A 19,953-nucleotide genomic window follows, 5' to 3' on the forward strand; every position below is an offset into this window, starting at 1 on the left:
GAAATCATACTATACCCGATAGGCGATAATGTTACCGAAAGGTGGCAAATGAATGCCGCCAGAGCGCCGTTGCCATAACCCCCGCAGCCGACGCATCTGCAACTTGAAGTATGGCGGGTATATACCCTAAATAATTCGAGTTGCAGGAAGGCGGCAAGGGAAGGCATCCCGATGAGCTTACTCAGGTAAGTGATTCGGGTGACTGAGCGCAGCCAACACACCTGCAACTTGAAGTATGACGGGTATAGCGTAGTATTTTGGCACAAATCGGTGCGCACAGGGAGCACACAATGACCTTTGACTGGTGGTTAACCTATCTGCTGACAACCCTTATCCTTAGCCTTTCACCAGGCTCCGGCGCCATCAATACCATGAGCACGGGTATCAGCCACGGTTACCGCGGCGCAGCGGCATCGATCGCCGGTTTACAGGTCGGCCTGGCGATTCATATCGTGCTGGTCGGCATCGGCCTGGGCGCGTTGGTATCGCAATCGCTGCTGGCGTTTGAGATCCTGAAATGGTTGGGCGCCGCCTACCTGGTATGGCTGGGGATTCAGCAGTGGCGCGCCGCCGGCGCATTGGATCTGCACACGCTGGCCGGCCATATGCCACGCCGCCGTCTGTTCCGCCGAGCGGTGCTGGTCAACCTCACCAACCCGAAAAGCATCGTGTTCCTGGCCGCGCTGTTCCCGCAGTTCATCGTGCCGCATCAACCCCAAACCGAGCAGTATGTCGTGCTGGGCGTCACCACGGTCGTGGTGGATATTATTGTGATGATCGGTTACGCCACGCTGGCCAAACGTATTGCCGGCTGGCTGAAAACGCCGCGCCAAATGCGGCTGCTCAACCGGATTTTCGGTTCGCTGTTTATTCTGGTGGCAGGGCTGCTGGCGACGGCCAGAAAGGCGTGATAACGCGTGGGTGAACGCCCGGGCGCAACCCGGGCCGGAAGCTTAACGGGTAAAGATCAGGTGCAGGCCAAAGCCGGTGAACAGCACCCCCGCCAGCCCGTCAATCCACTTAGCCAGGCGCTGGTAACCGCGGCGCATGGCCGGCAGCGCAAACACCACCGCCACCAGGCTGAACCAGATAAACGTTTCCGCCACAATCAGCAGAAATAACCCCCACCGTGCGCCGGCGCCCACGTTATCGCCGACGAACAGCGAAAACACGCTGCCGAAATAAATCACCGCCTTTGGGTTGGACAGGTTGGTCAGCAGGCCACGCAGAAAACTGCGCCCGGCTTTTGGCAACGCCACTTTCACTTCCGCCGGCGCGGCTAACGGTTGGCGGTGCTGCGCACGGGCTGAACGCAACAGTTGCCACCCCATCCAGCACAGGTAAGTGCCCCCGCCCACCATAATGATCTGGTGCAGCCAGGCCATTTTTTGCAGGATCAGGTTCAGGCCCATCAGCGCCACGCCCGCCCACACCACGATGCCAAGCGAGATACCGGCCACGCCCATCATCGCTTCCCGGCGTGAGCGGCTGGCCGCGGTTTGCGAAACAAAAAAGAAGTCCGGCCCGGGACTCATCAGCGCAATAAAATGCACCAGGGCGACGGTAAAAAACAGCATTAGCATCGTGAGTTATCCTTATTCGTCATCCGCAAGATGATCGCGGATCATGGCCATAAACGGGGTACCAAACCGCTCCAGCTTGCGCTGGCCGACGCCGTTCACGCTCAGCAGCTCGCTAGCGCGGGTCGGCATCTGCTCCGCCATTTCCAGCAGCGTGGCGTCGTTGAACACCACGTAAGGCGGGATATTCTCTTCGTCGGCGATCGACTTGCGCAGCTTACGCAACTTGGCGAACAGCTTGCGATCGTAGTTGCCGCCGTAGGATTTCTGATTGGCGCTGCTGCGCGGCTTCAAGCTTTGGATACGCGGCACCGCCAGCTGCAACGCCACCTCGCCGCGCAATACCGGGCGGGCGGCTTCGGTCAGTTGCAGCGCCGAGTGCATGGCGATGTTCTGCGTGATAAAGCCCAGATGAATCAGTTGGCGCAGCACGCTGGTCCAGTGTTCGGTGGTTTTATCGCGGCCCAGGCCGTAGATCGGCAGCTTGTCATGGCCGAATTCGCGGATGCGCTGGTTATTGGCGCCGCGCAACACCTCAACCACATAGCCGATACCAAAGCGTTGCCCCACCCGGCCGATGGCCGATAGCGCTTTGCGCGCGTCTTCCAGCCCGTCGTAACGTTTGGGCGGATCCAGGCAAATATCGCAGTTGCCGCAGGCTTGCTGCCGGCCTTCGCCGAAGTAGTTAAGCAACACCAGGCGCCGGCAGGTTTGCGCTTCCGCAAAGGCGCCCATCGCATTGAGCTTGTGGCGCTCGATATCCAACTGCTGCCCAGCCGGCTTTTCTTCCAGGCAGCGGCGCAGCCAGGCCATATCGGCCGGATCGTACAACAGGATGGCTTCCGCCGGCAGGCCGTCGCGCCCGGCACGGCCGGTTTCCTGATAGTAGGATTCGATGTTGCGCGGGATGTCGAAATGCACCACAAAACGCACGTTGGGTTTATTGATGCCCATGCCGAAGGCCACGGTCGCGACCACCACCTGCAGATCGTCACGCTGGAACGCTTCCTGCACCTGCGCACGGCGTTCGTTGTCCAGCCCGGCATGGTAGGCCGCCACGCTCAGGCCGCGGCTTTGCAGGCGCGCGGCGGTATCTTCCACCTTGGCGCGGCTGTTGCAGTAAATGATGCCGCTTTTGCCGCGCTGATCCTGCACAAAGCGCCAGAGCTGATCGAGCGGTTTGAACTTCTCAACCAGCGTGTAACGGATATTCGGCCGGTCGAAGCTGCTGACCTGAATCAACGGATCCTGCAACGCCAGCAGGCGCACAATATCGCCGCGCGTGGCCTCATCGGCCGTAGCAGTCAGGGCGATCACCGGCATCGAAGGATAGCGCTGTTTCAGTTGGCCGAGCGCACGATATTCCGGGCGGAAATCGTGCCCCCACTGCGAGATACAGTGCGCTTCATCCACCGCCAGCAGCGCCGGCTGGCAGCGATCCAACAATTCCAGGAAGCTGTCCATCATCAAGCGTTCTGGCGCGATGTACAGCATTTTCACCTCGCCGCTGCGGCAGCCGGCCATCACTGCCAGTTGCTGCTCGCGGGTCTGCGTCGAGTTGTAGCAGGCCGCCGATACGCCATAGGCCAGCAGTTGATCCACCTGGTCTTTCATCAGGGAGATCAGGGGAGAGACCACCAGCGTCAGGCCATCCATCACCAGCGCCGGGATCTGGTAGCACAACGATTTACCGCCGCCGGTCGGCATCACCACCAGGCAGTCACGCCCGGCGATCGCCGTATTGATAATCTCTTGCTGGCCCGGCCGGAACTGCTGGTAACCAAAAGTATCGCGCAATACCTGCTCTGCCAGCAACTCTCTGTTTATCACTGCTGCGGTAGACACTCACTTCCCCATTATTTGCTGTACCCGCGCGGCTCCAGGTTGGAAACGCAGGGATGTATCACGCCGCCCGAAGGCGGCGGCAAGGTTACATAATATCGTTAAGCATGACACCAACGCCAACCCGTGTCTGCCGGAAGTTATAATCAATCAACGATTCGCCATAGCCGCTGAACACTTGGGTGTAAAAACGCACGTGGCGAGTGATCGGATAGCTCCAACCCAGCTCCGCGCCGCCATAACCGCTGTTCCAGTTATAGTGCCCTTCGGCGCTGAATACGCTATCGCCCCAGGCGTAGCCCACTTTCAGGCGGTAATAGCCCATGTATTTGGTGATATCCGGGTTGTCATCGCTGCTTGCGCTTTCCGGGATGCGCAGCCAGGGCTTGATATCCACCTGCCAGTTGCCGTTCTGCGCCATAAAGCGCGCATAGGCACGGTTCCAACTGCGGGAGGTCGGCTCCGAGCGGCCGTTCGACTGGTGATTAAGGCCGACTTCCACATCGCGCAACGTCCAGCCGCCGACGGTATAGTCGGTCGCCCAACCGAGGAAAATCTGCGGCTCATAATCGGTTTCGCGAAATGGTGAAGACTCGCCGGTGTTGGAAAGCTGCCACCAGGAGCGCTGGGTATAAGACGCGCTGAGCAAGGAATTATCGCCCGCAATGCCGCGCCACAGCGGGAACGCCAAGCTGAGCTGGTATTTTACTTCGTCTTTACGCGCATTTTTCGACCAGTTATAGGTGCTGATCGCTTCTTTATTGATATCGCTGCTGTCGGTGTAAAGAATATAGTTGGTTTCATAGGGGTAAAGAACAAACGGCGTATCATATGTTTGCAGCAGATTGGCGATAATACTGCCGCGCACTGCCGGTTTATCCTGCACGGCCTGCTTGGTTTCTTCCGCCTGTGCCAGTGCCGGCATCAGCGCCAGCACCATCATAAGCCCTGACAAAATGCGCATAGCTTTCCTCACTCAAAAAATAAACACAGCCCTGAAATTCAAGCCGCCATTTTACACGCCCGGAGCAGTTTACCGCAGTTCAATACGCGTTTATTGGATTAGTCTGGAAAGCAACGAAAAACAACCATAAAATAAACCAATATTTAACAATTCACCGACGGCCTGCGCTACGCCCAGCGCCAGAGAAATGGACATGACGCCAAAACCTTCGATCACCCTGGAAGCCGCCCGCCAAAAGATCGGCGAAATTTTTGTCTACCACATGCCGTTCAACCAGGAGCTCGGCCTGGAACTGCACCATTTCAGCGACGACGGCGTGGAGCTGCACTTTGCCAACCAGCCCAAGCTGGTGGGGAATGCGGCGCAGGGCATCCTGCACGGGGGCGCCATCGCCGCGGTGCTGGACGTGGCCGCTGGCCTGGCCTGCGTAAGCAGCGCGTTGCTACGCTTGCTGCCGCTGACGGAAGAAGAGCTGACATTCCGGCTGGCACGCATGGGCACCATCGATCTGCGCGTCGATTATTTGCGCCCCGGCCGCGGCCAGCATTTTATCGCCCGCGCGCAGGTGCTGCGCAGCGGGAATAAGGTGTCGGTTGCCCGCGTGGAGCTGCATAACCACGATAACCTGCATATCGCCAGCGCCACCGCCACTTATCTGGTCGGCTGAGCCCCTGCGCGATTGAATGTGCGACACCGCCTGCCAACTTCAGTACACTTGGCGGTTACGACGTTTCCCATCAGAGCTACGCAATGGATGCACAACAAACGCGGCAAGGCATCATCTTCGCCCTGGCCGCCTATTTTATTTGGGGTATTGCCCCGGTCTACTTCAAACTGATCCAACAGGTGCCCGCCGGGGAAATTCTTACCCACCGGGTGATCTGGTCATTCTTCTTTTTGCTGGTGTTGATTTCCGTCGGCCGCCACTGGCCGCAGGTGCGCGCCACCTGCCAACACCCCTGGCGCCTGCTGTTGCTGGCGGTGACCGCGCTGCTGGTGGGCGGCAACTGGCTGCTGTTCATTTGGGCGGTCAATAACCACCACATGCTGGAAGCCAGCCTGGGCTACTTTATCAACCCGCTGGTCAACGTGCTGCTGGGCATGCTGTTTCTTGGTGAGCGCTTTCGCCGTATGCAGTGGCTGGCGGTAGCGCTGGCGTTCGCCGGGGTGCTGATCCAACTGTGGCAGTTCGGCTCCCTGCCGATTATCGGCCTGGGGCTGGCGTTCAGCTTTGCCTTCTATGGCCTGTTGCGCAAAAAAGTTGGCGTGGATGCGCAAACCGGGATGCTGATCGAAACGCTGTGGCTGCTGCCCGTGGCCGCGATTTATCTGTTCCTGATCGCCGACAGCCCGACCAGCCATCTGAGCGCCAACCCCTGGTCGCTGAATTTGCTGCTGGTGGCCGCCGGGATCGTGACTACCGTGCCGCTGCTGTTTTTCACCGCGGCGGCGACCCGCTTGCGCTTATCGACGCTTGGCTTTTTCCAGTATCTGGGCCCAACGCTGATGTTTCTGTTGGCGGTGACGTTCTACGGCGAGCAGGTTGGCCAAGATAAGTTGCTGACCTTCGGCTGCATTTGGGCGGCGTTGATTTTATTTACGCTGGATGCGGTTTATACCCAGCGCAAGCGGTGAGTGGCCCGGCCTGGCGAAAGCGGATCAATGAGGTCCGCCGCCAGGCGGGATCACACGTTTTTACCTGACGTGCTCTGCGCCAGCGTTGGCGAATGCCGGGTAATAAAACGCGCCAGCGCCGGGCCGGTGAGCAGGATAGTAAACAGCCGTAAGGTCTGCAGCGCCATCACAAACGACATATCCACCCGGCTCCCCGCCGCGATGATCGCCACGGTATCCAGCCCACCGGGGCTGGTGGCCAGATACGCCGTCATGATATCCACCGGCAGAAAGAAGGTCAGCATCCAGGCCAGCGCGCCGCAAAGCGCCATCAGCGCAACAATGGATACCACCATCTGCGGCAACGTGCGCAGCGCCAACAGGAAGACCGGCCGGGTAAAACGCAGCCCCACGCTCCAGCCAATCAGGGTATAGGCCAACGCCAGCAGCCATTCAGGCACTTGTAAGGTCAGCGTGCCGCTGGCATGCAGCCCCGCACCAATGATCATCGGCAGCAGCAAGGCCCCGGAAGGGATGCGCAACCGCGGCCCCAGCCAGGCGCCGGCAGCAGCAATAGCCAGCGTGGCGATAAAGCGCCAGTCCAGCGCAGGGAACCACTCCAACGTGGCGGCGCCATGGCCGGCTTCATCACCCAGACCGATACGCGCCACCGCCGCTGCCGCAGTGGCGACAAACAGCACGCGCAGATATTGCATAAACGCCACCAGGCGCACATCAGCGCCGAAATCGCCGGCCATAGCGACCATCGCCGAGGCCCCGCCCGGCGACGAGCCCCAGGCGCCGGTAGGGCCGGGCAGATCGCTAAAACGCACCAGGCACCAACCGGAAACGGCGCTGGCCAGCAACGTGGCGGCCAGTACCAGCAACACCAGCGCCCAATCGTCCAGCAACGGCGTCAGAATGGAGGGGGACAGCGTTTGCGCGATCATGCAGCCCAGAATCGCCTGCGCGGCGACAAACAACGATTTATGGATCCGCACCGACGCGCCGAGCAGCCCCATCGCCACGCCGACAATCATCGGCCCCAGCAACAGGGCCGCCGGGATATGATAAAACTGCAGGCCGAACCCCAGCACCAGCGAAGCCAGCAGCAGGATCAGCCATTGTAACGTGCGGGGTAGACTTGCCATCAAAACGTGCGCCTTACCGGCAAATTATATCGGGGATTGCATTCTACTCTTTATTTAGCTAGCAGGCTAACGAAGCCAGCTCACCCCGATTGCACTCACAGCCAGTTTTTACGCTTGAAATACAGGTAAGGAGCAAGGCCGGCCAGGATCATCAGCCCAATGGCGCCGGGGTAGCCAAACGACCATTTCAACTCCGGCATGAATTCGAAGTTCATGCCATAGCTGGAAGCCACCAGCGTAGGCGGCAGGAACACCACCGACACCACCGAGAAGATCTTGATAATGCGGTTCTGTTCGATGTTGATAAACCCCATCGCCGCCTGCATCAGGAAGTTCACTTTCTGGAACAACGATTCATTGTGCGGCAACAGCGATTCGATATCGCGCAGCACCTCACGCGCCTGCTCCAGTTGGCCAGTTGGCAGGCGCGCCTTGCGCACCAGGAAGTTGAGCGCGCGCTGGGTATCCATCAGGCACAGGCGCACCTTCCAGCCGATATCTTCCAGTTCCGCCAGCGTGGACAGTGCTTCATCGTATTCGTCGCCCTGGTGGCCTTCCATGATCACGCGGCTAAGCTTCTCCAGATCGCTGTAGATGTTTTCAATCTCATCCGCCAACTGTTCGATCTTGGTTTCAAACAGATCCAGCAGCAGCTCATAGGCATTGCCGTCAACCATCATCTGATTGCGGGCGCGCATGCGGTACAGGCGAAAAGCCGGCAATTCGCGCTCACGCAGGGTGTACAAACGGCCGTCGCGAATCGTGAACGCCACGGTGGCGTTGCCGGCGTGGTCGTCCGCATCCTCAAAGTAGAAGAATGAGTGAATATGCAGGCCGTCTTCATCTTCGAAAAAGCGCGCGGATGCTTCGATGTCGTCCAGCTCCGGGCGAGTCGCCAGGCTCTGGCCCAGCTCACTTTGCACGCGCTCGCGCTCGCCATCTTCCGGTTCAACCAGATCAACCCATACCGAAGTGGTGAGATCGTCGGCATCATCCAGTTCCAGGCGGGACAAGCGGCTGTTGTTCAGTGTAAAAGCGCTCAGCATGTGCCAAAACTCCCTAATGGTGAGAGGTTAACAACGCATTGAAGCACGGAAACAGGGGGGGATTCTGCATCACCGCGTGTTCCAGACCATGAAGAGATCCGGCTCATAGCGACGCATTATGAGGTCGCTGACAACCACGAAGGCTATCAGCAGCAGAGGATAGCCTTAGAAGTTGTACCTGTTGTTGTCCAGGTCAGTGAGCCAGTATCTACTGGGTGCGTCCAAGGCGAATGTCCTCATTGATAATAATGGTGCGCGCATGTTACGCCGAGATGAAAAAGCCTGTCAACACATCATGCCGGATAATTGCGCAACATTTCATCAGGATGGCAGCATAATAAGTGCCTATCCCAGTAGGCATTATTGTCGCAGCCAGTTTGGACACGGACAGCGCGCAAAAACCGGAGCGTACACGAAGTACGTGAGGATTTTGAGCACTGCCCCGGATCAAAATGGCAAGTAAAATAGCCCTAATGGGATGGGCGCTAAAAAAGCAGAGCGTTGCACAAACACACAGCGCGGAAAAAATTACCGCGGGCGCAGAATGAAATGTTGCTAAGCTTAGACGGTGACCCACGTTTGCGGATGATTTTCATGAAACAAATCAGCAACCACGATCTGGCTGCCCTGAGCGAACAGGCCGCCCTGCAGCCGCGGCTGCGCACGCACCGCCTGTTGCACGATACGCAGAGTGAACCGGTACAACGGATGATCATCGCCATGGAGCCCGGCACCTACGTCCGGCCGCACCGCCACCCGCAAACCTGGGAGCTGCTGGCACCGCTGTGCGGGCGCTTTGTGGTGCTGCAATTTGACGACGGCGGCACCGTTACCAGCCGCACCCTGCTGGGGGATGAGATCAAAGTGCTGGAGTTGCCGGCTTTGGCGTGGCACACCGTGCTGGCGGTCGATCACGGCGGTGCGCTTTTTGAAGTGAAACAGGGGCCTTACCAACCGTTAGCGGCGGAAGACTGCATGGCCTGGGCCCCGGCGGAAGGGAGCGCGGGCATCGAAGCGGTGCTGCGCTGGTACGCCACCGCACAACCGGGCGATCGCTACCCCCATTGAAACGCCCCGGTCAGCGCCGGGGCGCACGGTTACTGGGTTTCCAGCTTGGCGTAGGCCGCCACCAGCCATTTGATCCCTTCCCCCTGGAAGGCGATCTGCAGCCGACAGTGTTCGCCGCTGCCTTCCAGATTAACGATGGTGCCTTCGCCGAATTTCGGGTGGCGCACACGCTGGCCGAGCTTATAGCCGCTGTCGTTTTCGCTGATCGGCGTCCCCATGCGGCGGTGGCTCACCGGGCGTGAGACGCTGGCGCGCAGACGAACTTCCTCGACGCACTCTTCCGGCAGTTCGCCGATAAAGCGCGAAGGGCGATGGTAGGCTTCCTTACCGTACAGCCGGCGGGTTTCCGCATAGGTCAGCGTTAATTTCTGCATCGCCCGCGTCAGGCCAACGTAGGCCAGCCGGCGCTCTTCCTCCAGCCGCCCGCCCTCATCCAGCGACATCTGGCTGGGGAACATGCCCTCTTCCATGCCGACGATGAACACCTGAGGGAATTCCAGCCCTTTTGCCGAGTGCAGCGTCATCAGTTGCACCGCGTCCTGATAAGCGTCGGCCTGCCCTTCCCCCGCTTCCAGCGCGGCATGGGACAAAAAGGCCTGCAGCGGCAACAGATCCTGATCTTCATCCTGGTAGCTGTACTGGCGCGTCGCCGTGACCAGCTCTTCCAGGTTTTCGATACGCGCCTGGCCTTTTTCGCCCTTTTCCTGTTCATACATCACAAACAGGCCGGAATCGCGGATTACCCGGTCGGTCTGCACGTGCAGCGGCATTTCGGCGGTTTCATATGCCAGCGCATCCACCAGTTCGACAAAGCGCTGCAACGAGGACGCCGCGCGCCCCGCCAACGCCTTATCCTGCAGCAGCGCACGGGTAGCCTGCCACAGCGTCAGTTGCCGATCGCGCGCCGCCTGGCGCACCACATCCAGCGTGCGATCGCCGATGCCGCGCGTCGGCGTGTTGACCACGCGCTCAAACGCCGCATCGTCGTTGCGGTTGGCAATCAGGCGCAGGTAGGCCAGCGCGTCTTTGATTTCCTGGCGTTCGAAGAAGCGCATGCCGCCGTAAATACGGTACGGCATCGCACTTTGCAACAGCGCCTCTTCCAGCACGCGTGACTGGGCGTTGCTGCGGTACAAAATGGCGCAGTCATTCAGCGCCCCGCCGTTGTCCTGCCAGGTTTTAATCCGGTTGACCACAAAGCGCGCCTCATCCAGCTCGTTGAAGGCGCAATAGATAGAGATCGGTTCGCCCTCGGCCCCTTCGGTCCACAGGTTTTTCCCCATGCGACCGTCGTTGTTGGCGATCAGTGTGTTGGCGGCCTTCAGGATATTGCTGGTCGAACGGTAGTTCTGCTCCAGACGGATGGTCTCCGCCGCCGGGAAGTCCTTCAGGAAGCGCTGGATGTTTTCCACCTGCGCCCCGCGCCAGCCATAGATTGACTGATCGTCATCGCCGACGATCATCACATTGGCGCGATCGCCTGCCAACAGGCGGATCCAGGCATACTGGATGCGGTTGGTATCCTGAAACTCATCCACCAGAATGTTAGTGAAGCGTTCACGGTAGTGGTTGAGGATCTGCGGCTTGTTTAGCCACAGCTCGTGGGCACGCAGCAGCAGCTCGGCGAAATCCACCAGCCCGGCGCGATCGCAGGCCTCCTGATAGGCCTGGTAAATGCGCAGCCAGGTGGCCTCGACCGGGTTGCCGTAGCTTTCAATATGCTGCGGGCGCAGGCCATCGTCTTTTTTACCGTTGATGTACCACATGGCCTGGCGCGGCGGCCACTGTTTCTCGTCGATGTTCAGCGCGCGGATAATGCGCTTGAGCAGCCGCAGTTGATCTTCGCTGTCGAGGATTTGGAAATCCTGCGGCAGGTTGGCGTCCATATGGTGGGCGCGCAGCAGGCGGTGGGCCAAGCCGTGGAAGGTGCCAATCCACATCCCGCCCTGGCTGGTGCCGATCAGGTGCTCAATGCGGTGGCGCATTTCCGCCGCCGCCTTGTTGGTGAACGTCACCGCCATGATGGAATACGGAGAACAGTTCTCCACCGCCAGCAGCCAAGCGATGCGGTGCACCAGCACCCGGGTTTTCCCGCTGCCCGCACCAGCCAGCACCAACAGGTTGCTGCGTGGCGCCGCCACGGCTTCGCGTTGTTTATCATTCATGCTGTCGAGCAGATCGGAAACGTCCATAGGCACCATTAATTGGTAAAGGAAAACGCGCGGCCCGCACGTTTTCACTGGGAATTTATACAGAGTTATGGCTAGGATTATAACAACGCTGTCAGCGATGCCAACTGCGAAATCTCAATATGTGGCAGCAGCCGGCTGTCATCCTCCTGCATCAGGCTGCGCTGACGATCGTTGATCCAGCAGGCCTGCAGGCCGGAACGCAGCGCGCCGGCCACGTCCGTGGTCAGATCGTCGCCCACGTGCAAAATGTGCCGGGGCGCCACGCCGAGCCGATGGGCGGCCTGGTGGTACATGTCGTGATAGGGTTTTGAACGGCCATCGGGGCCGGAACGCAAAACGAATTGGAAATAGCCCGCCAGCCCGCACGCGGCCGGATCGGCATTGCCGTTGGTGATCGCCACCAGCGGGTAGCGTTCGCCCAGCGCCAGCAGAGTGTCATGGGTCGCCTGCGGCACATCAATCTGGCTGCGCCAGTGCGCGAAATCGTGCATCGCGGCATCGGCGCCGCTTGCCGCGGCGGCCTCGCTCACCCCTTGCCGGCGCAGCGCCAGGTGGACGGCTCGCCAACGCCATTCGGTGACGTCGTGGTAGATCTCCGGCTCCTGCTGGCGCAGCTCTTGGCGCAGGCGGTGAAAGTCCGCCGCCTGAAAATCACGCAGCCCCGGATGGTAGCGCTGCAAAAAGGCGACCGACTGCTGCTCGGTCAGCTTGATCACCGGGCGGTTATCATACAGCGTGTCGTCCAGATCGAACGTCAACGCTGAAAGCGGGCGCAAGGGCCGGTAGAAACGCATCAGGATTTCCCCCGTTTGGCGCGTGGGTGGGCGGCGTCATACACATTTGCCAGGTGTTGAAAGTCAAGATGGGTATAAATTTGCGTGGTGCTCAGGTTGGCGTGGCCCAGCAGCTCCTGCACCGCGCGCAGATCGCCGCTGGATTCCAGCATATGCGTGGCAAACGAGTGGCGCAGCTTGTGCGGGTGGATATGGCTGTTCACCCCCTGTTTTACCCCCCACTCGGCAAAGCGCTTTTGCACATTGCGCGCCGAGATGCGTTTCCCCTGATTGGACAGGAACATCGCGTCATCTTCCGGCGCGAACAGATCGCGCAGCGCCAGCCAGTGCTCCAGCCAGGTAACCGCCGTGCGGCCGATCGGCAGCTTGCGCTCCTTACTGCCCTTGCCCAACACCCACACTTCGCCGGCCGCCAGATCGACATGGCGGCAGTTCAGCCCCACCAGCTCCGAAAGACGCAGCCCGGCGCCGTACATCACTTCCAACATCGCGCGATCGCGCACGGCCAGCGGATCGTTAAGATCGATCTCCAGCAGTTGGTGCATTTCGTCCACGTCGATATTTTTCGGCAGATGGCGGCCGCTGCGCGGCGTGCGGATACCCTTGGCCGGGTTGGCCTGCAACGCGCCCTGGCCCACCTGCCAATCCAGAAAGCTGCGCAGCGCCGACAGGCGCAACGCCAAACTGGAAGCGTGCAGGCCGGCACGTTTGCTGCGGGCGGCCAGTTGGCGCACGCCGGCGGCGTCTAGCTGCGGCCACTGGGTGATGCCGAGCGCCTCGGCCAGCGCGATCAGCGCTTGTAGCTGGCGGGAATAACTAAGACAGGTCAACGGGCTAAGCTGGCGTTCAACCTTCAGGTAACGCAAAAACGCGTCCACCGGTTGCTGCAGGCCGCCGCTTGAAGGGATCATAACCGCTCGATCCAGCGTTCCAGCAGCTCTGGCAGCATACGCGCCAATTGGTCGAGCATCACAGTGCCCATGCCGGGTTGGTAGTGGTGCACATCGCGGCTGCTGAAGATCACCATGCCCAAATCGCCGTCTGCCCCCATCAACGACAGGGCGACCGAGCCGACCTGGCGCGCCTGCGGCAACAACAGCAACAGCTCCGGCCCATTCAGGCTGCCAAGAAAGTGGTGATCGTCCCCCAGGCGCTGAATGCGCAGGGGCTCAAATGCCGAACGCGACAGGCCAAGGTGGGTAAAATCGGAAGGGGCGCCAATGTTCCAGCGATCGTTAAACAGGCGAATATTGGCGCCGGCCAGGCCCAGACTGCGCGCCCAACGCTGCAGGCGGTTCAGCATATCCTGCAGGCATTCGGCCGTGGCCAGTTCGGCCTGCAGATGCAGCAGTTGTGCGAACAGCGCTTCGTTAGCGCTGGCCTGCTCCATCAGCAGCGTGATTTCCTCTTCCAACTGGGTGATATGGTTGCGCTGCCGCGCCAGGTGCCATTCCACCAGCGACACGGTGCCGCGCACCGGGTGAGGAACGCGCATTTGTTCAACCTGGCGCGCATTACGGATAAAAAAATCCGGGTTCTGCAACAGATACTGCATGATGGCGTCATCATCAAGCTCAACGCCTGTGACGGCCTGGTCTTCAACGCTCTTCATAAGTGAATAAATCCGTCATAGACATGGGTTGCCGGGCCCGTCATAAACAGCGGGCTGCCCGGCCCCTTCCAGCGAATATGCAGGCTGCCGCCCGGCAATTCGACATGTACTTCTTCTGACAGCAATTCCTGCTGAATGCCAATGGCCACGGCCGCACAGGCGCCGCTGCCGCAGGCCTGCGTCTCGCCGGCGCCGCGCTCGAAAACGCGCAGCTTGATGTGCTCACGGCTGACCACCTGCATAAAGCCAATGTTTGCCCGCTCCGGGAAACGCTCATGGTTTTCCAACACCGGCCCAAGCAACTCTACCTTGGCGGTTTGTACATCATCCACCTGCAAAACACAATGCGGGTTGCCCATGGAAACCACGCCGCACAGCACCGTGTGTTCCGCCGCGCGCATAATGTAGGTTTTCTCTGCTTTTACCGCGCGGAACGGCACCGCCTGGGGATCAAAATTCGGTTCGCCCATGTTGACGCAGACCAATTCGTCATCGGTCACGCTCAGCACCATGCGCCCGGTCTGGGTACTGACGCGAATGTCGCGTTTGTTGGTCAGCCCTTTCAGCCGCACAAAACGGGCGAAACAGCGGGCGCCATTGCCGCACTGCGCCACTTCGCTGCCATCGGCATTGAAGATGCGGTAGTGGAAATCAAGTTCTGGATCGTAAGGCGGTTCAACGATCAACAGTTGATCAAAACCCACGCCCAAATGCCGATCGGACAGGCGCCGGATCAGCTCAGGGGAAAAATAGACATTCTGTGTAACAGCATCGACCACCATAAAGTCGTTGCCCAGGCCGTGCATTTTGGAGAACTGCATATCATACTCCGCTATCTGGACGAGCTATCCGTCTATCCCCTTCCCCCGGCAAGCACATCGTCTGCCGCGGGGTTGCCAGGGGATTGAACGCGGTCAAACTGCCACCGCGTTCACACATTACGGGTTGCTCATTGACGAATTTTGCTGTGTACCAGATGCATCTTGCTGGTTTTTCTGCGTTTGCTCACCCGTTTGCACCGGCTTGGAAGCCGCTTTCTGTTCGGCAGGTGGGAAGTAGAGCGGGCCTTTCAGGCCACAGCCAGAGAGCCCGGCAAGCAGAACTGCCATCAGCGCATAGCGTAGTTGTTTTTTCATTTGCATTAATGCCTGTAATTCATGCGTCTAAGCTCTCTATAATCGCAGGTGGATCATGAAAAGCAATAGGAATCGAATATGAACGACAGCGAGTTTCACCAGTTGGCCGACCAACTGATGCTGAATATTGAGCAAGCTCTGGACGATTTTGTTGGGGAAGCCGACATCGATTACGAAACCAACGGCGGCGTCATGACGCTAAGCTTTGAGAACGGCAGCAAAATTATCATTAACCGCCAGGAGCCGCTGCACCAGATCTGGCTGGCGACCAAAACGGACGGCTACCACTTCAACTACCGAGGCGGCGATTGGTTATGCGATCGCAGCGAGCAACCGTTTTATACGTTGCTCAGCGAAGCGGCCAGCGCCCAGGCGGGGGAAAACATCCGCTTCGGCTAACCGCCGGCGCTCAGTAGAGCTGGAAATGCTGTTTCATTGACAGCGGCGCCCCTTCGGGCACGGTGAGACACAGGTTCGACAGGGTATTGCTGCGGAACGGGATCACCTGCGTGCCGCCGTCGAGCTGCACAATCTGGTAAAACTGCGGCAGATTGAAATTGATGAAGCTGGAGCCGTAGGTAAAGCGATCGTGGGATGAGGAATAGAAACGGCTCACGTCGCGCACCAGCTCTTCTTTGCTGCCTTCGCAGTGGTGGTAAACCTCAACCCGGTTAGACTCATCCAGAATATAAATATTGAAGCCCTTGTCGTCCGTGGTGTCTTCAAAAAAGAACTGGATGATCCCTTCGCTGGCAAAACCGTCCACCACCGGCGGCAGGTGCACCTGATCGGTTTCCACCTTGATCGACAACCCGTGCAGCTTGTTGTTGGAAATGGCGCCGTAAAACTCAATGGCGTTTTCCAGCTTCTGCACCGACACGCTTAGCCGCTCAAAGAACAGCCCCCAGGTTTGCCCCGCCACGCGCACCGCTTTGAAACGGCCCGGCTCCAGGCGGGTACTGGACAAACGCAGCTCAATGCATTCGGAAACCAGCTGCTGGATACGGGTGCGGATCAGCCCGCGCAAATGCTGGCTGTAGCAGAATACTTCCACCGACTCCGGCGGCGCGGCGTCCTGGTGCATCTTGCCCAAAATGGTTTTCAGCGCTTCCAGCACCGATTGCTCGCCGCTGAAATGCAGGGTACGCACCTCATTCCACGAGTTGCGGTACAGCAGATCGATACTGCCCACCAGGCACTGTTGCTGCTGGCCGAAGCTGAACACATCCAGCTTGCGGAAATCAAAATGCACCACCTGATTGCGGAACGCCGCGGTCGGATCGTGTTCCAGGTTGACGATAATCGCCAGATGGCGAATTTCACACGGGCTGTACAACGCCTTCGGCGACGGGGCCGGCAGGCGCAGCGGGAAGTGGTGCGACACATCGGATACCAGTTCTTGCAGCTTGGCGATATCGCACAGGTTGCCGCTCTTGATATGCAGACGGGTGCTCGGCGTCAGCAGGCCGTTGAAGTAGGCCCAGGCCACCAGCTTGTTTAGGTAGCGGTTATATTCCAGCGGCTGATGGCTGACGATGGTGCTCATGGCCGGCGCCTGGTTGTACAGATACCAGCCGGTGCGGTTGGCACGGCCGATCGGCACGTGGATGAAGGTCAGATCGCGTTCGGAAAGATCCGGCGATATCTGCGGGTTCACCAGCGTCACTTTGCCGGGCAGCGCCTCAAAAGCGGCGTACAGTTTACGGGTCAGCACCCCGATATCCTGCGGGCTGGCGCTGATGCTAAGGTTGTTACGGCGGGCAAAGCGAATCAAGTTGCGGTAGCTTTGCATCATCGCATCAAGCAATTCGTTATGCGCTTCGCGCACCCGTTCGATCTTCCAGTTAGCGCGGTTATCCAGAATCGCCAGGCGCTCTTCATCCCAGCCCCAGGCGCTGACCAGTTGGCTCAGGATTTCACGCCGCCAGCCGACGCACGCTTTGCTGTTGGATTGGGAGAGCTTTTCACAGACTTTCAGATAAAAACAGCGGCGGGCAAGATCAAGGCGGGTCGTATCGTTGATTTCGGTCAGGTAGTGGGTCACCCGTTCCAACATCATACAGTAGGCATCCAGCCCAAAACAGACGATATCGCCTGCATGCAGGCGCTGCTTGATGTCCATCGCCAGCAGTTGCGTATTGGGGTATTCCCAGGAGTAGGCTTCCAGCAACAGGGTCTTCAACACCGCCTTGTACGGCGAGTCGATGCTTTTATACAGCTGCCACAGGCTGGCGCCGAAGTATTCTTCCGCCGACAGGGTGCTCAGGCCGCCGAGATCCAGCCACTCATTGGGCGTCAGCGCGCCTTGCGCGTACAGCGACAGCACATATTCGTCGTAGTGGGCTTCTTCTTCGCCGGGCACCATGTTCCACAGAATACGTTTACCGGCCAGGCGCACCGCGGTGCGGTAAAATTCATCCAGCAACAGAATATGTTGGGTGGAGCCGCAGTCTTCGCCGCCCAGGCTGCCGCTTTCGTTATGGCGGAAGCGGTTCTCGTCGATCAGGAAGAAGCTGACTTCCACCCCCATCGACGCCGCCCATTTTTCCAGCAGACCGCATTTCTGCTGCAAACGGTTGCGCTCTTCGCCATCAAGCCAGGACTGGTGGCACACCCAGATGTCGAGATCCGACCGGCTGCTTTGGCCGATCGATGAGGTGCTGCCCATCGAGTAAATGCCGGTAATCGGCAGTTCACCGCTGGCCTGCGCGGCTAAGGCGCTGCCCCATTTCTCTTCTAAATCATCCAGGTATTGTTGTTGGTTTTCATCAGGCGTGTAAAGACAGATGCCATGGGGAACGTTACCATTCAGGTAGCCCGGCATCAGTGGATGGTGGAAATGCAATAAGGCCGGCAGCAGACTATAGACCCGTTGAAAAGCGGGTTTCATGGCCGCCAGAGCGCGATCGATACGCAGTTGGTTGATCGCATCTTGCCTTTGTTTCAGTGTCTCGATGTAGAGGTACAAGACGTCTCGCCTGATTATCCCGGTGTTTGGAAAAAACCGTATTTTTTGCCAGCGTCGTAAGTTTAGAAGAATAATTGACGACTTATTGCTGGAAACGTGATCAATCTAACACCTTGCTGATTGACCGTAAAGGAGGTAACGCGACACAATCGTGAGTCTAACCCGCGCCCACGCCTGCCAGCGCCCCACCTTTTCATGCCGCCCATTGATTCCATTACCCTTTCTGTGCCTATGGCTTCTTACACTGACAGCTTTCCCTCTCGGTGGTAGGATGGGCAAAGAATAAAAGGAGCGGTAACCAGCAATGTTAGACAGAATTATTAGAATTGCCACCCGACAAAGCCCTCTTGCGCTCTGGCAAGCACAATATGTGCAACAGCGCCTGATGGCCAACCACCCTGGCCTGCAGGTTGAGCTGGTGCCAATGGTCACGCGCGGCGACATTATCCTGGATACGCCGCTGGCAAAAGTGGGCGGTAAGGGCCTGTTTGTCAAAGAGCTTGAGCTGGCGTTGCTGGAAAACCGCGCGGACATCGCCGTGCATTCCATGAAAGACGTGCCCGTCGCGTTCCCGGCGGGGCTGGGGCTGGTGACGATTTGTGAACGCGACGATCCGCGCGATGCGTTTGTCTCCAACCATTTCGCCACCCTGGACGCCCTGCCCCAGGGCAGTTGCGTGGGCACCTCGAGCCTGCGCCGCCAGTGCCAGCTGCGCCATTACCGGCCGGATCTGGTGGTGCGCGATCTGCGCGGTAACGTCGGCACCCGTCTGGCGAAACTGGACAACGGCGATTACGACGCCATTATTCTGGCGGCGGCCGGGTTGAAACGCCTGGGCCAGGAACAGCGTATCCGCTGCCCGCTAAGCGCCGAAATCTCCCTGCCGGCCGTCGGCCAGGGCGCGGTCGGCATTGAATGCCGGCTCGACGATGATATCACCCGTGCGCTGCTGGCCCCGCTTAACCACAGTGAAACGCAGGCCCGCGTACAGGCAGAGAGAGCCATGAACACCCGGCTTGAAGGCGGTTGCCAAGTGCCTATCGCCAGCTACGCCGAGCTGGCCAACGGCACGCTATGGCTGCGCGCGCTGGTCGGTTCGCCGGATGGCAAGCAGATAATACGTGGCGAACGCCGCGGCCCGGTGGCGCTGGCGGAACAGATGGGCATTGCGCTGGCGGAAGAGCTGTTGGCCAAGGGCGCGCGTGAAATCCTGCGCGACGTTTATCAAGGGCAGCCCCCCGCATGACCATCCTGGTGACCCGCCCATCCCCGGCAGGGGAGCAATTGGTGAGCCGCCTGCGCGCGCTTGGCCGGGTTGCCTATCATGCGCCGTTGATTGATTTCGCCCCCGGGGGCGATCTGCCCAGGCTGCCGCAGGCGCTGCAGCAATTGAACCCTGGCGATCTGGTATTCACGCTGTCGCAGCACGCGGTCAGCTATGCCAACGCCGTTATTCGCCGCGCCGGGCTTCAATGGCCGGCGCACCTGGCCTATTATGCTATAGGCCGCACCACCGCATTGGCGCTGCACCGCGTCAGCAGCCAGCCGGTAGATTACCCGCGCGAGCGGGAAACCAGCGAAACGCTGCTGCTAATGCCGGCGCTGCAGGCGCTGTCAAACCGCCGGGCGGTTATCCTGCGCGGCAACGGCGGGCGGGCGCTGCTCGGCAACACGCTGAGTGAACGCGGCGCCGCCGTAAGCTATTATGAATGTTATCAACGCAGCCCGGTGCATTACGACGGCGCAGAGCAAAGCGCTCACTGGCAGCGGGCCGGTGTCAATACGCTGGTAGTGACTAGCGGCGAAATGTTAAAACAGCTTCACACTTTAGTTCCTGACTACTACCGTTCGACATGGCTTTTGCAGTGCCGCCTGGTGGTCGTCAGCGAACGCTTGGCTACCCTCGCCCAGGCATTGGGATGGAGCGCAGTTCGGGTAGCTGATAACGCCGATAATGACGCGCTAATACGCGCGCTACAATAAACC

The 19,953-nt window shown here is 59.4% G+C and carries 19 protein-coding genes; 7 read left to right on the forward strand and 12 right to left on the reverse strand.

What is annotated here, in order from left to right:
• The first annotated feature begins 290 nt into the window (after positions 1–290).
• On the forward strand, positions 291–911 hold the full coding sequence (gene rhtB / locus AC559G_RS13375; RefSeq protein WP_095846351.1) for a homoserine/homoserine lactone efflux protein: 621 nt from the start codon (positions 291–293) through the stop codon (positions 909–911).
• A 42-nt stretch (positions 912–953) separates the two neighbouring features.
• Here rhtB and rhtC read toward each other — a convergent pair whose 3' ends face one another.
• The 3 genes from rhtC to pldA form a co-directional block, all read right to left on the reverse strand.
• Entirely contained in the window at positions 954–1,583 is a 630-nt protein-coding gene (rhtC, locus tag AC559G_RS13380) for a threonine export protein RhtC (RefSeq protein WP_498912854.1), read from the reverse strand.
• A 12-nt stretch (positions 1,584–1,595) separates the two neighbouring features.
• Positions 1,596–3,425, reverse strand: a complete 1,830-nt coding sequence (gene recQ, locus AC559G_RS13385; RefSeq protein ID WP_498912855.1) for an ATP-dependent DNA helicase RecQ — start codon at positions 3,423–3,425, stop codon at positions 1,596–1,598.
• A gap of 85 nt (positions 3,426–3,510) precedes the next feature.
• A complete protein-coding gene (gene pldA, locus AC559G_RS13390; RefSeq protein WP_438598640.1) occupies positions 3,511–4,386 on the reverse strand; it encodes a phospholipase A in 876 nt (291 codons plus the stop codon).
• 187 nt (positions 4,387–4,573) lie between these two features.
• Between pldA and AC559G_RS13395 the strand changes: the two genes are divergently transcribed.
• Entirely contained in the window at positions 4,574–5,053 is a 480-nt protein-coding gene (locus AC559G_RS13395) for a thioesterase family protein (protein ID WP_498912856.1), read from the forward strand.
• An 83-nt stretch (positions 5,054–5,136) separates the two neighbouring features.
• On the forward strand, positions 5,137–6,021 hold the full coding sequence (gene rarD / locus AC559G_RS13400) for an EamA family transporter RarD (protein ID WP_438598642.1): 885 nt from the start codon (positions 5,137–5,139) through the stop codon (positions 6,019–6,021).
• Positions 6,022–6,071: 50 nt separating this feature from the next.
• On the opposite strand, the gene AC559G_RS13405 is transcribed toward rarD, so the two are convergent.
• Together AC559G_RS13405 and corA are read right to left on the reverse strand one after the other, a co-directional pair.
• Positions 6,072–7,151, reverse strand: a complete 1,080-nt coding sequence (locus tag AC559G_RS13405) for an AbrB family transcriptional regulator (RefSeq protein ID WP_498912857.1) — start codon at positions 7,149–7,151, stop codon at positions 6,072–6,074.
• A 95-nt stretch (positions 7,152–7,246) separates the two neighbouring features.
• Complete coding sequence (gene corA / locus AC559G_RS13410; RefSeq protein ID WP_121552792.1) at positions 7,247–8,197, reverse strand: magnesium/cobalt transporter CorA; 951 nt, start codon at positions 8,195–8,197, stop codon at positions 7,247–7,249.
• Between the two features lie 594 nt (positions 8,198–8,791).
• Between corA and AC559G_RS13415 the strand changes: the two genes are divergently transcribed.
• Positions 8,792–9,265, forward strand: a complete 474-nt coding sequence (locus AC559G_RS13415; protein WP_438597588.1) for a WbuC family cupin fold metalloprotein — start codon at positions 8,792–8,794, stop codon at positions 9,263–9,265.
• A gap of 29 nt (positions 9,266–9,294) precedes the next feature.
• On the opposite strand, the gene uvrD is transcribed toward AC559G_RS13415, so the two are convergent.
• From uvrD to lptM, 6 genes are all read right to left on the reverse strand, one after another.
• The gene (uvrD, locus tag AC559G_RS13420) at positions 9,295–11,457 is read right to left on the reverse strand and encodes a DNA helicase II (protein WP_438597589.1); all 2,163 of its coding nucleotides are present in this window, start codon (positions 11,455–11,457) and stop codon (positions 9,295–9,297) included.
• Positions 11,458–11,534: 77 nt separating this feature from the next.
• Positions 11,535–12,251 carry an HAD family hydrolase gene (gene yigB, locus AC559G_RS13425; RefSeq protein WP_498912858.1) on the reverse strand — a complete coding sequence of 239 codons (717 nt, stop codon included), beginning with the start codon at positions 12,249–12,251 and terminating at the stop codon, positions 11,535–11,537.
• The gene (xerC, locus tag AC559G_RS13430) at positions 12,251–13,162 is read right to left on the reverse strand and encodes a tyrosine recombinase XerC (RefSeq protein ID WP_438597591.1); all 912 of its coding nucleotides are present in this window, start codon (positions 13,160–13,162) and stop codon (positions 12,251–12,253) included. The genes yigB and xerC overlap by 1 nt, the downstream gene beginning before the upstream one ends.
• Complete coding sequence (locus AC559G_RS13435) at positions 13,159–13,863, reverse strand: DUF484 domain-containing protein (protein ID WP_498912859.1); 705 nt, start codon at positions 13,861–13,863, stop codon at positions 13,159–13,161. Before AC559G_RS13435 ends, xerC begins: the two co-directional genes overlap by 4 nt.
• Positions 13,860–14,684 carry a diaminopimelate epimerase gene (gene dapF / locus AC559G_RS13440; RefSeq protein WP_095846363.1) on the reverse strand — a complete coding sequence of 275 codons (825 nt, stop codon included), beginning with the start codon at positions 14,682–14,684 and terminating at the stop codon, positions 13,860–13,862. The genes AC559G_RS13435 and dapF overlap by 4 nt, the downstream gene beginning before the upstream one ends.
• A 117-nt stretch (positions 14,685–14,801) precedes the next feature.
• Complete coding sequence (lptM, locus tag AC559G_RS13445) at positions 14,802–14,999, reverse strand: LPS translocon maturation chaperone LptM (protein ID WP_423783684.1); 198 nt, start codon at positions 14,997–14,999, stop codon at positions 14,802–14,804.
• 78 nt (positions 15,000–15,077) lie between these two features.
• On the opposite strand from lptM, the gene cyaY reads away from it, so the two are divergent.
• Positions 15,078–15,398, forward strand: coding sequence for an iron donor protein CyaY (gene cyaY / locus AC559G_RS13450; RefSeq protein WP_498912860.1), 321 nt, complete (start codon positions 15,078–15,080; stop codon positions 15,396–15,398).
• Positions 15,399–15,408: 10 nt separating this feature from the next.
• Here cyaY and AC559G_RS13455 read toward each other — a convergent pair whose 3' ends face one another.
• Complete coding sequence (locus AC559G_RS13455) at positions 15,409–17,967, reverse strand: class I adenylate cyclase (RefSeq protein ID WP_279028136.1); 2,559 nt, start codon at positions 17,965–17,967, stop codon at positions 15,409–15,411.
• Between the two features lie 304 nt (positions 17,968–18,271).
• Here AC559G_RS13455 and hemC point away from each other — a divergent pair, with 304 nt between their 5' ends.
• Both hemC and hemD read left to right on the forward strand, forming a co-directional pair.
• A complete protein-coding gene (hemC, locus tag AC559G_RS13460) occupies positions 18,272–19,213 on the forward strand; it encodes a hydroxymethylbilane synthase (protein WP_498912861.1) in 942 nt (313 codons plus the stop codon).
• Positions 19,210–19,950: a uroporphyrinogen-III synthase gene (gene hemD / locus AC559G_RS13465; protein ID WP_498912862.1), complete on the forward strand. Its 741-nt coding sequence runs from the start codon at positions 19,210–19,212 to the stop codon at positions 19,948–19,950. Before hemC ends, hemD begins: the two co-directional genes overlap by 4 nt.
• Positions 19,951–19,953: the final 3 nt, after the last annotated feature.

It is taken from the genome of Gibbsiella greigii, from assembly GCF_039540155.1.
Classification (GTDB): domain Bacteria; phylum Pseudomonadota; class Gammaproteobacteria; order Enterobacterales; family Enterobacteriaceae; genus Gibbsiella; species Gibbsiella quercinecans.

Excerpts from the sequence above, each read along its gene's own strand:
- rhtB (WP_095846351.1), top strand. The coding sequence starts at position 291 with ATGACCTTTGACTGGTGGTTAACCTATCTGCTGACAACCCTTATCCTT.
- rhtC (WP_498912854.1), bottom strand. The coding sequence starts at position 1,583 with ATGCTAATGCTGTTTTTTACCGTCGCCCTGGTGCATTTTATTGCGCTG.
- pldA (WP_438598640.1), bottom strand. The coding sequence starts at position 4,386 with ATGCGCATTTTGTCAGGGCTTATGATGGTGCTGGCGCTGATGCCGGCA.
- AC559G_RS13395 (WP_498912856.1), top strand. The coding sequence starts at position 4,574 with ATGGACATGACGCCAAAACCTTCGATCACCCTGGAAGCCGCCCGCCAA.
- rarD (WP_438598642.1), top strand. The coding sequence starts at position 5,137 with ATGGATGCACAACAAACGCGGCAAGGCATCATCTTCGCCCTGGCCGCC.
- AC559G_RS13405 (WP_498912857.1), bottom strand. The coding sequence starts at position 7,151 with ATGGCAAGTCTACCCCGCACGTTACAATGGCTGATCCTGCTGCTGGCT.
- corA (WP_121552792.1), bottom strand. The coding sequence starts at position 8,197 with ATGCTGAGCGCTTTTACACTGAACAACAGCCGCTTGTCCCGCCTGGAA.
- AC559G_RS13415 (WP_438597588.1), top strand. The coding sequence starts at position 8,792 with ATGAAACAAATCAGCAACCACGATCTGGCTGCCCTGAGCGAACAGGCC.
- uvrD (WP_438597589.1), bottom strand. The coding sequence starts at position 11,457 with ATGGACGTTTCCGATCTGCTCGACAGCATGAATGATAAACAACGCGAA.
- yigB (WP_498912858.1), bottom strand. The coding sequence starts at position 12,251 with ATGCGTTTCTACCGGCCCTTGCGCCCGCTTTCAGCGTTGACGTTCGAT.
- xerC (WP_438597591.1), bottom strand. The coding sequence starts at position 13,162 with ATGATCCCTTCAAGCGGCGGCCTGCAGCAACCGGTGGACGCGTTTTTG.
- AC559G_RS13435 (WP_498912859.1), bottom strand. The coding sequence starts at position 13,863 with ATGAAGAGCGTTGAAGACCAGGCCGTCACAGGCGTTGAGCTTGATGAT.
- dapF (WP_095846363.1), bottom strand. The coding sequence starts at position 14,684 with ATGCAGTTCTCCAAAATGCACGGCCTGGGCAACGACTTTATGGTGGTC.
- lptM (WP_423783684.1), bottom strand. The coding sequence starts at position 14,999 with ATGAAAAAACAACTACGCTATGCGCTGATGGCAGTTCTGCTTGCCGGG.
- cyaY (WP_498912860.1), top strand. The coding sequence starts at position 15,078 with ATGAACGACAGCGAGTTTCACCAGTTGGCCGACCAACTGATGCTGAAT.
- hemC (WP_498912861.1), top strand. The coding sequence starts at position 18,272 with ATGTTAGACAGAATTATTAGAATTGCCACCCGACAAAGCCCTCTTGCG.
- hemD (WP_498912862.1), top strand. The coding sequence starts at position 19,210 with ATGACCATCCTGGTGACCCGCCCATCCCCGGCAGGGGAGCAATTGGTG.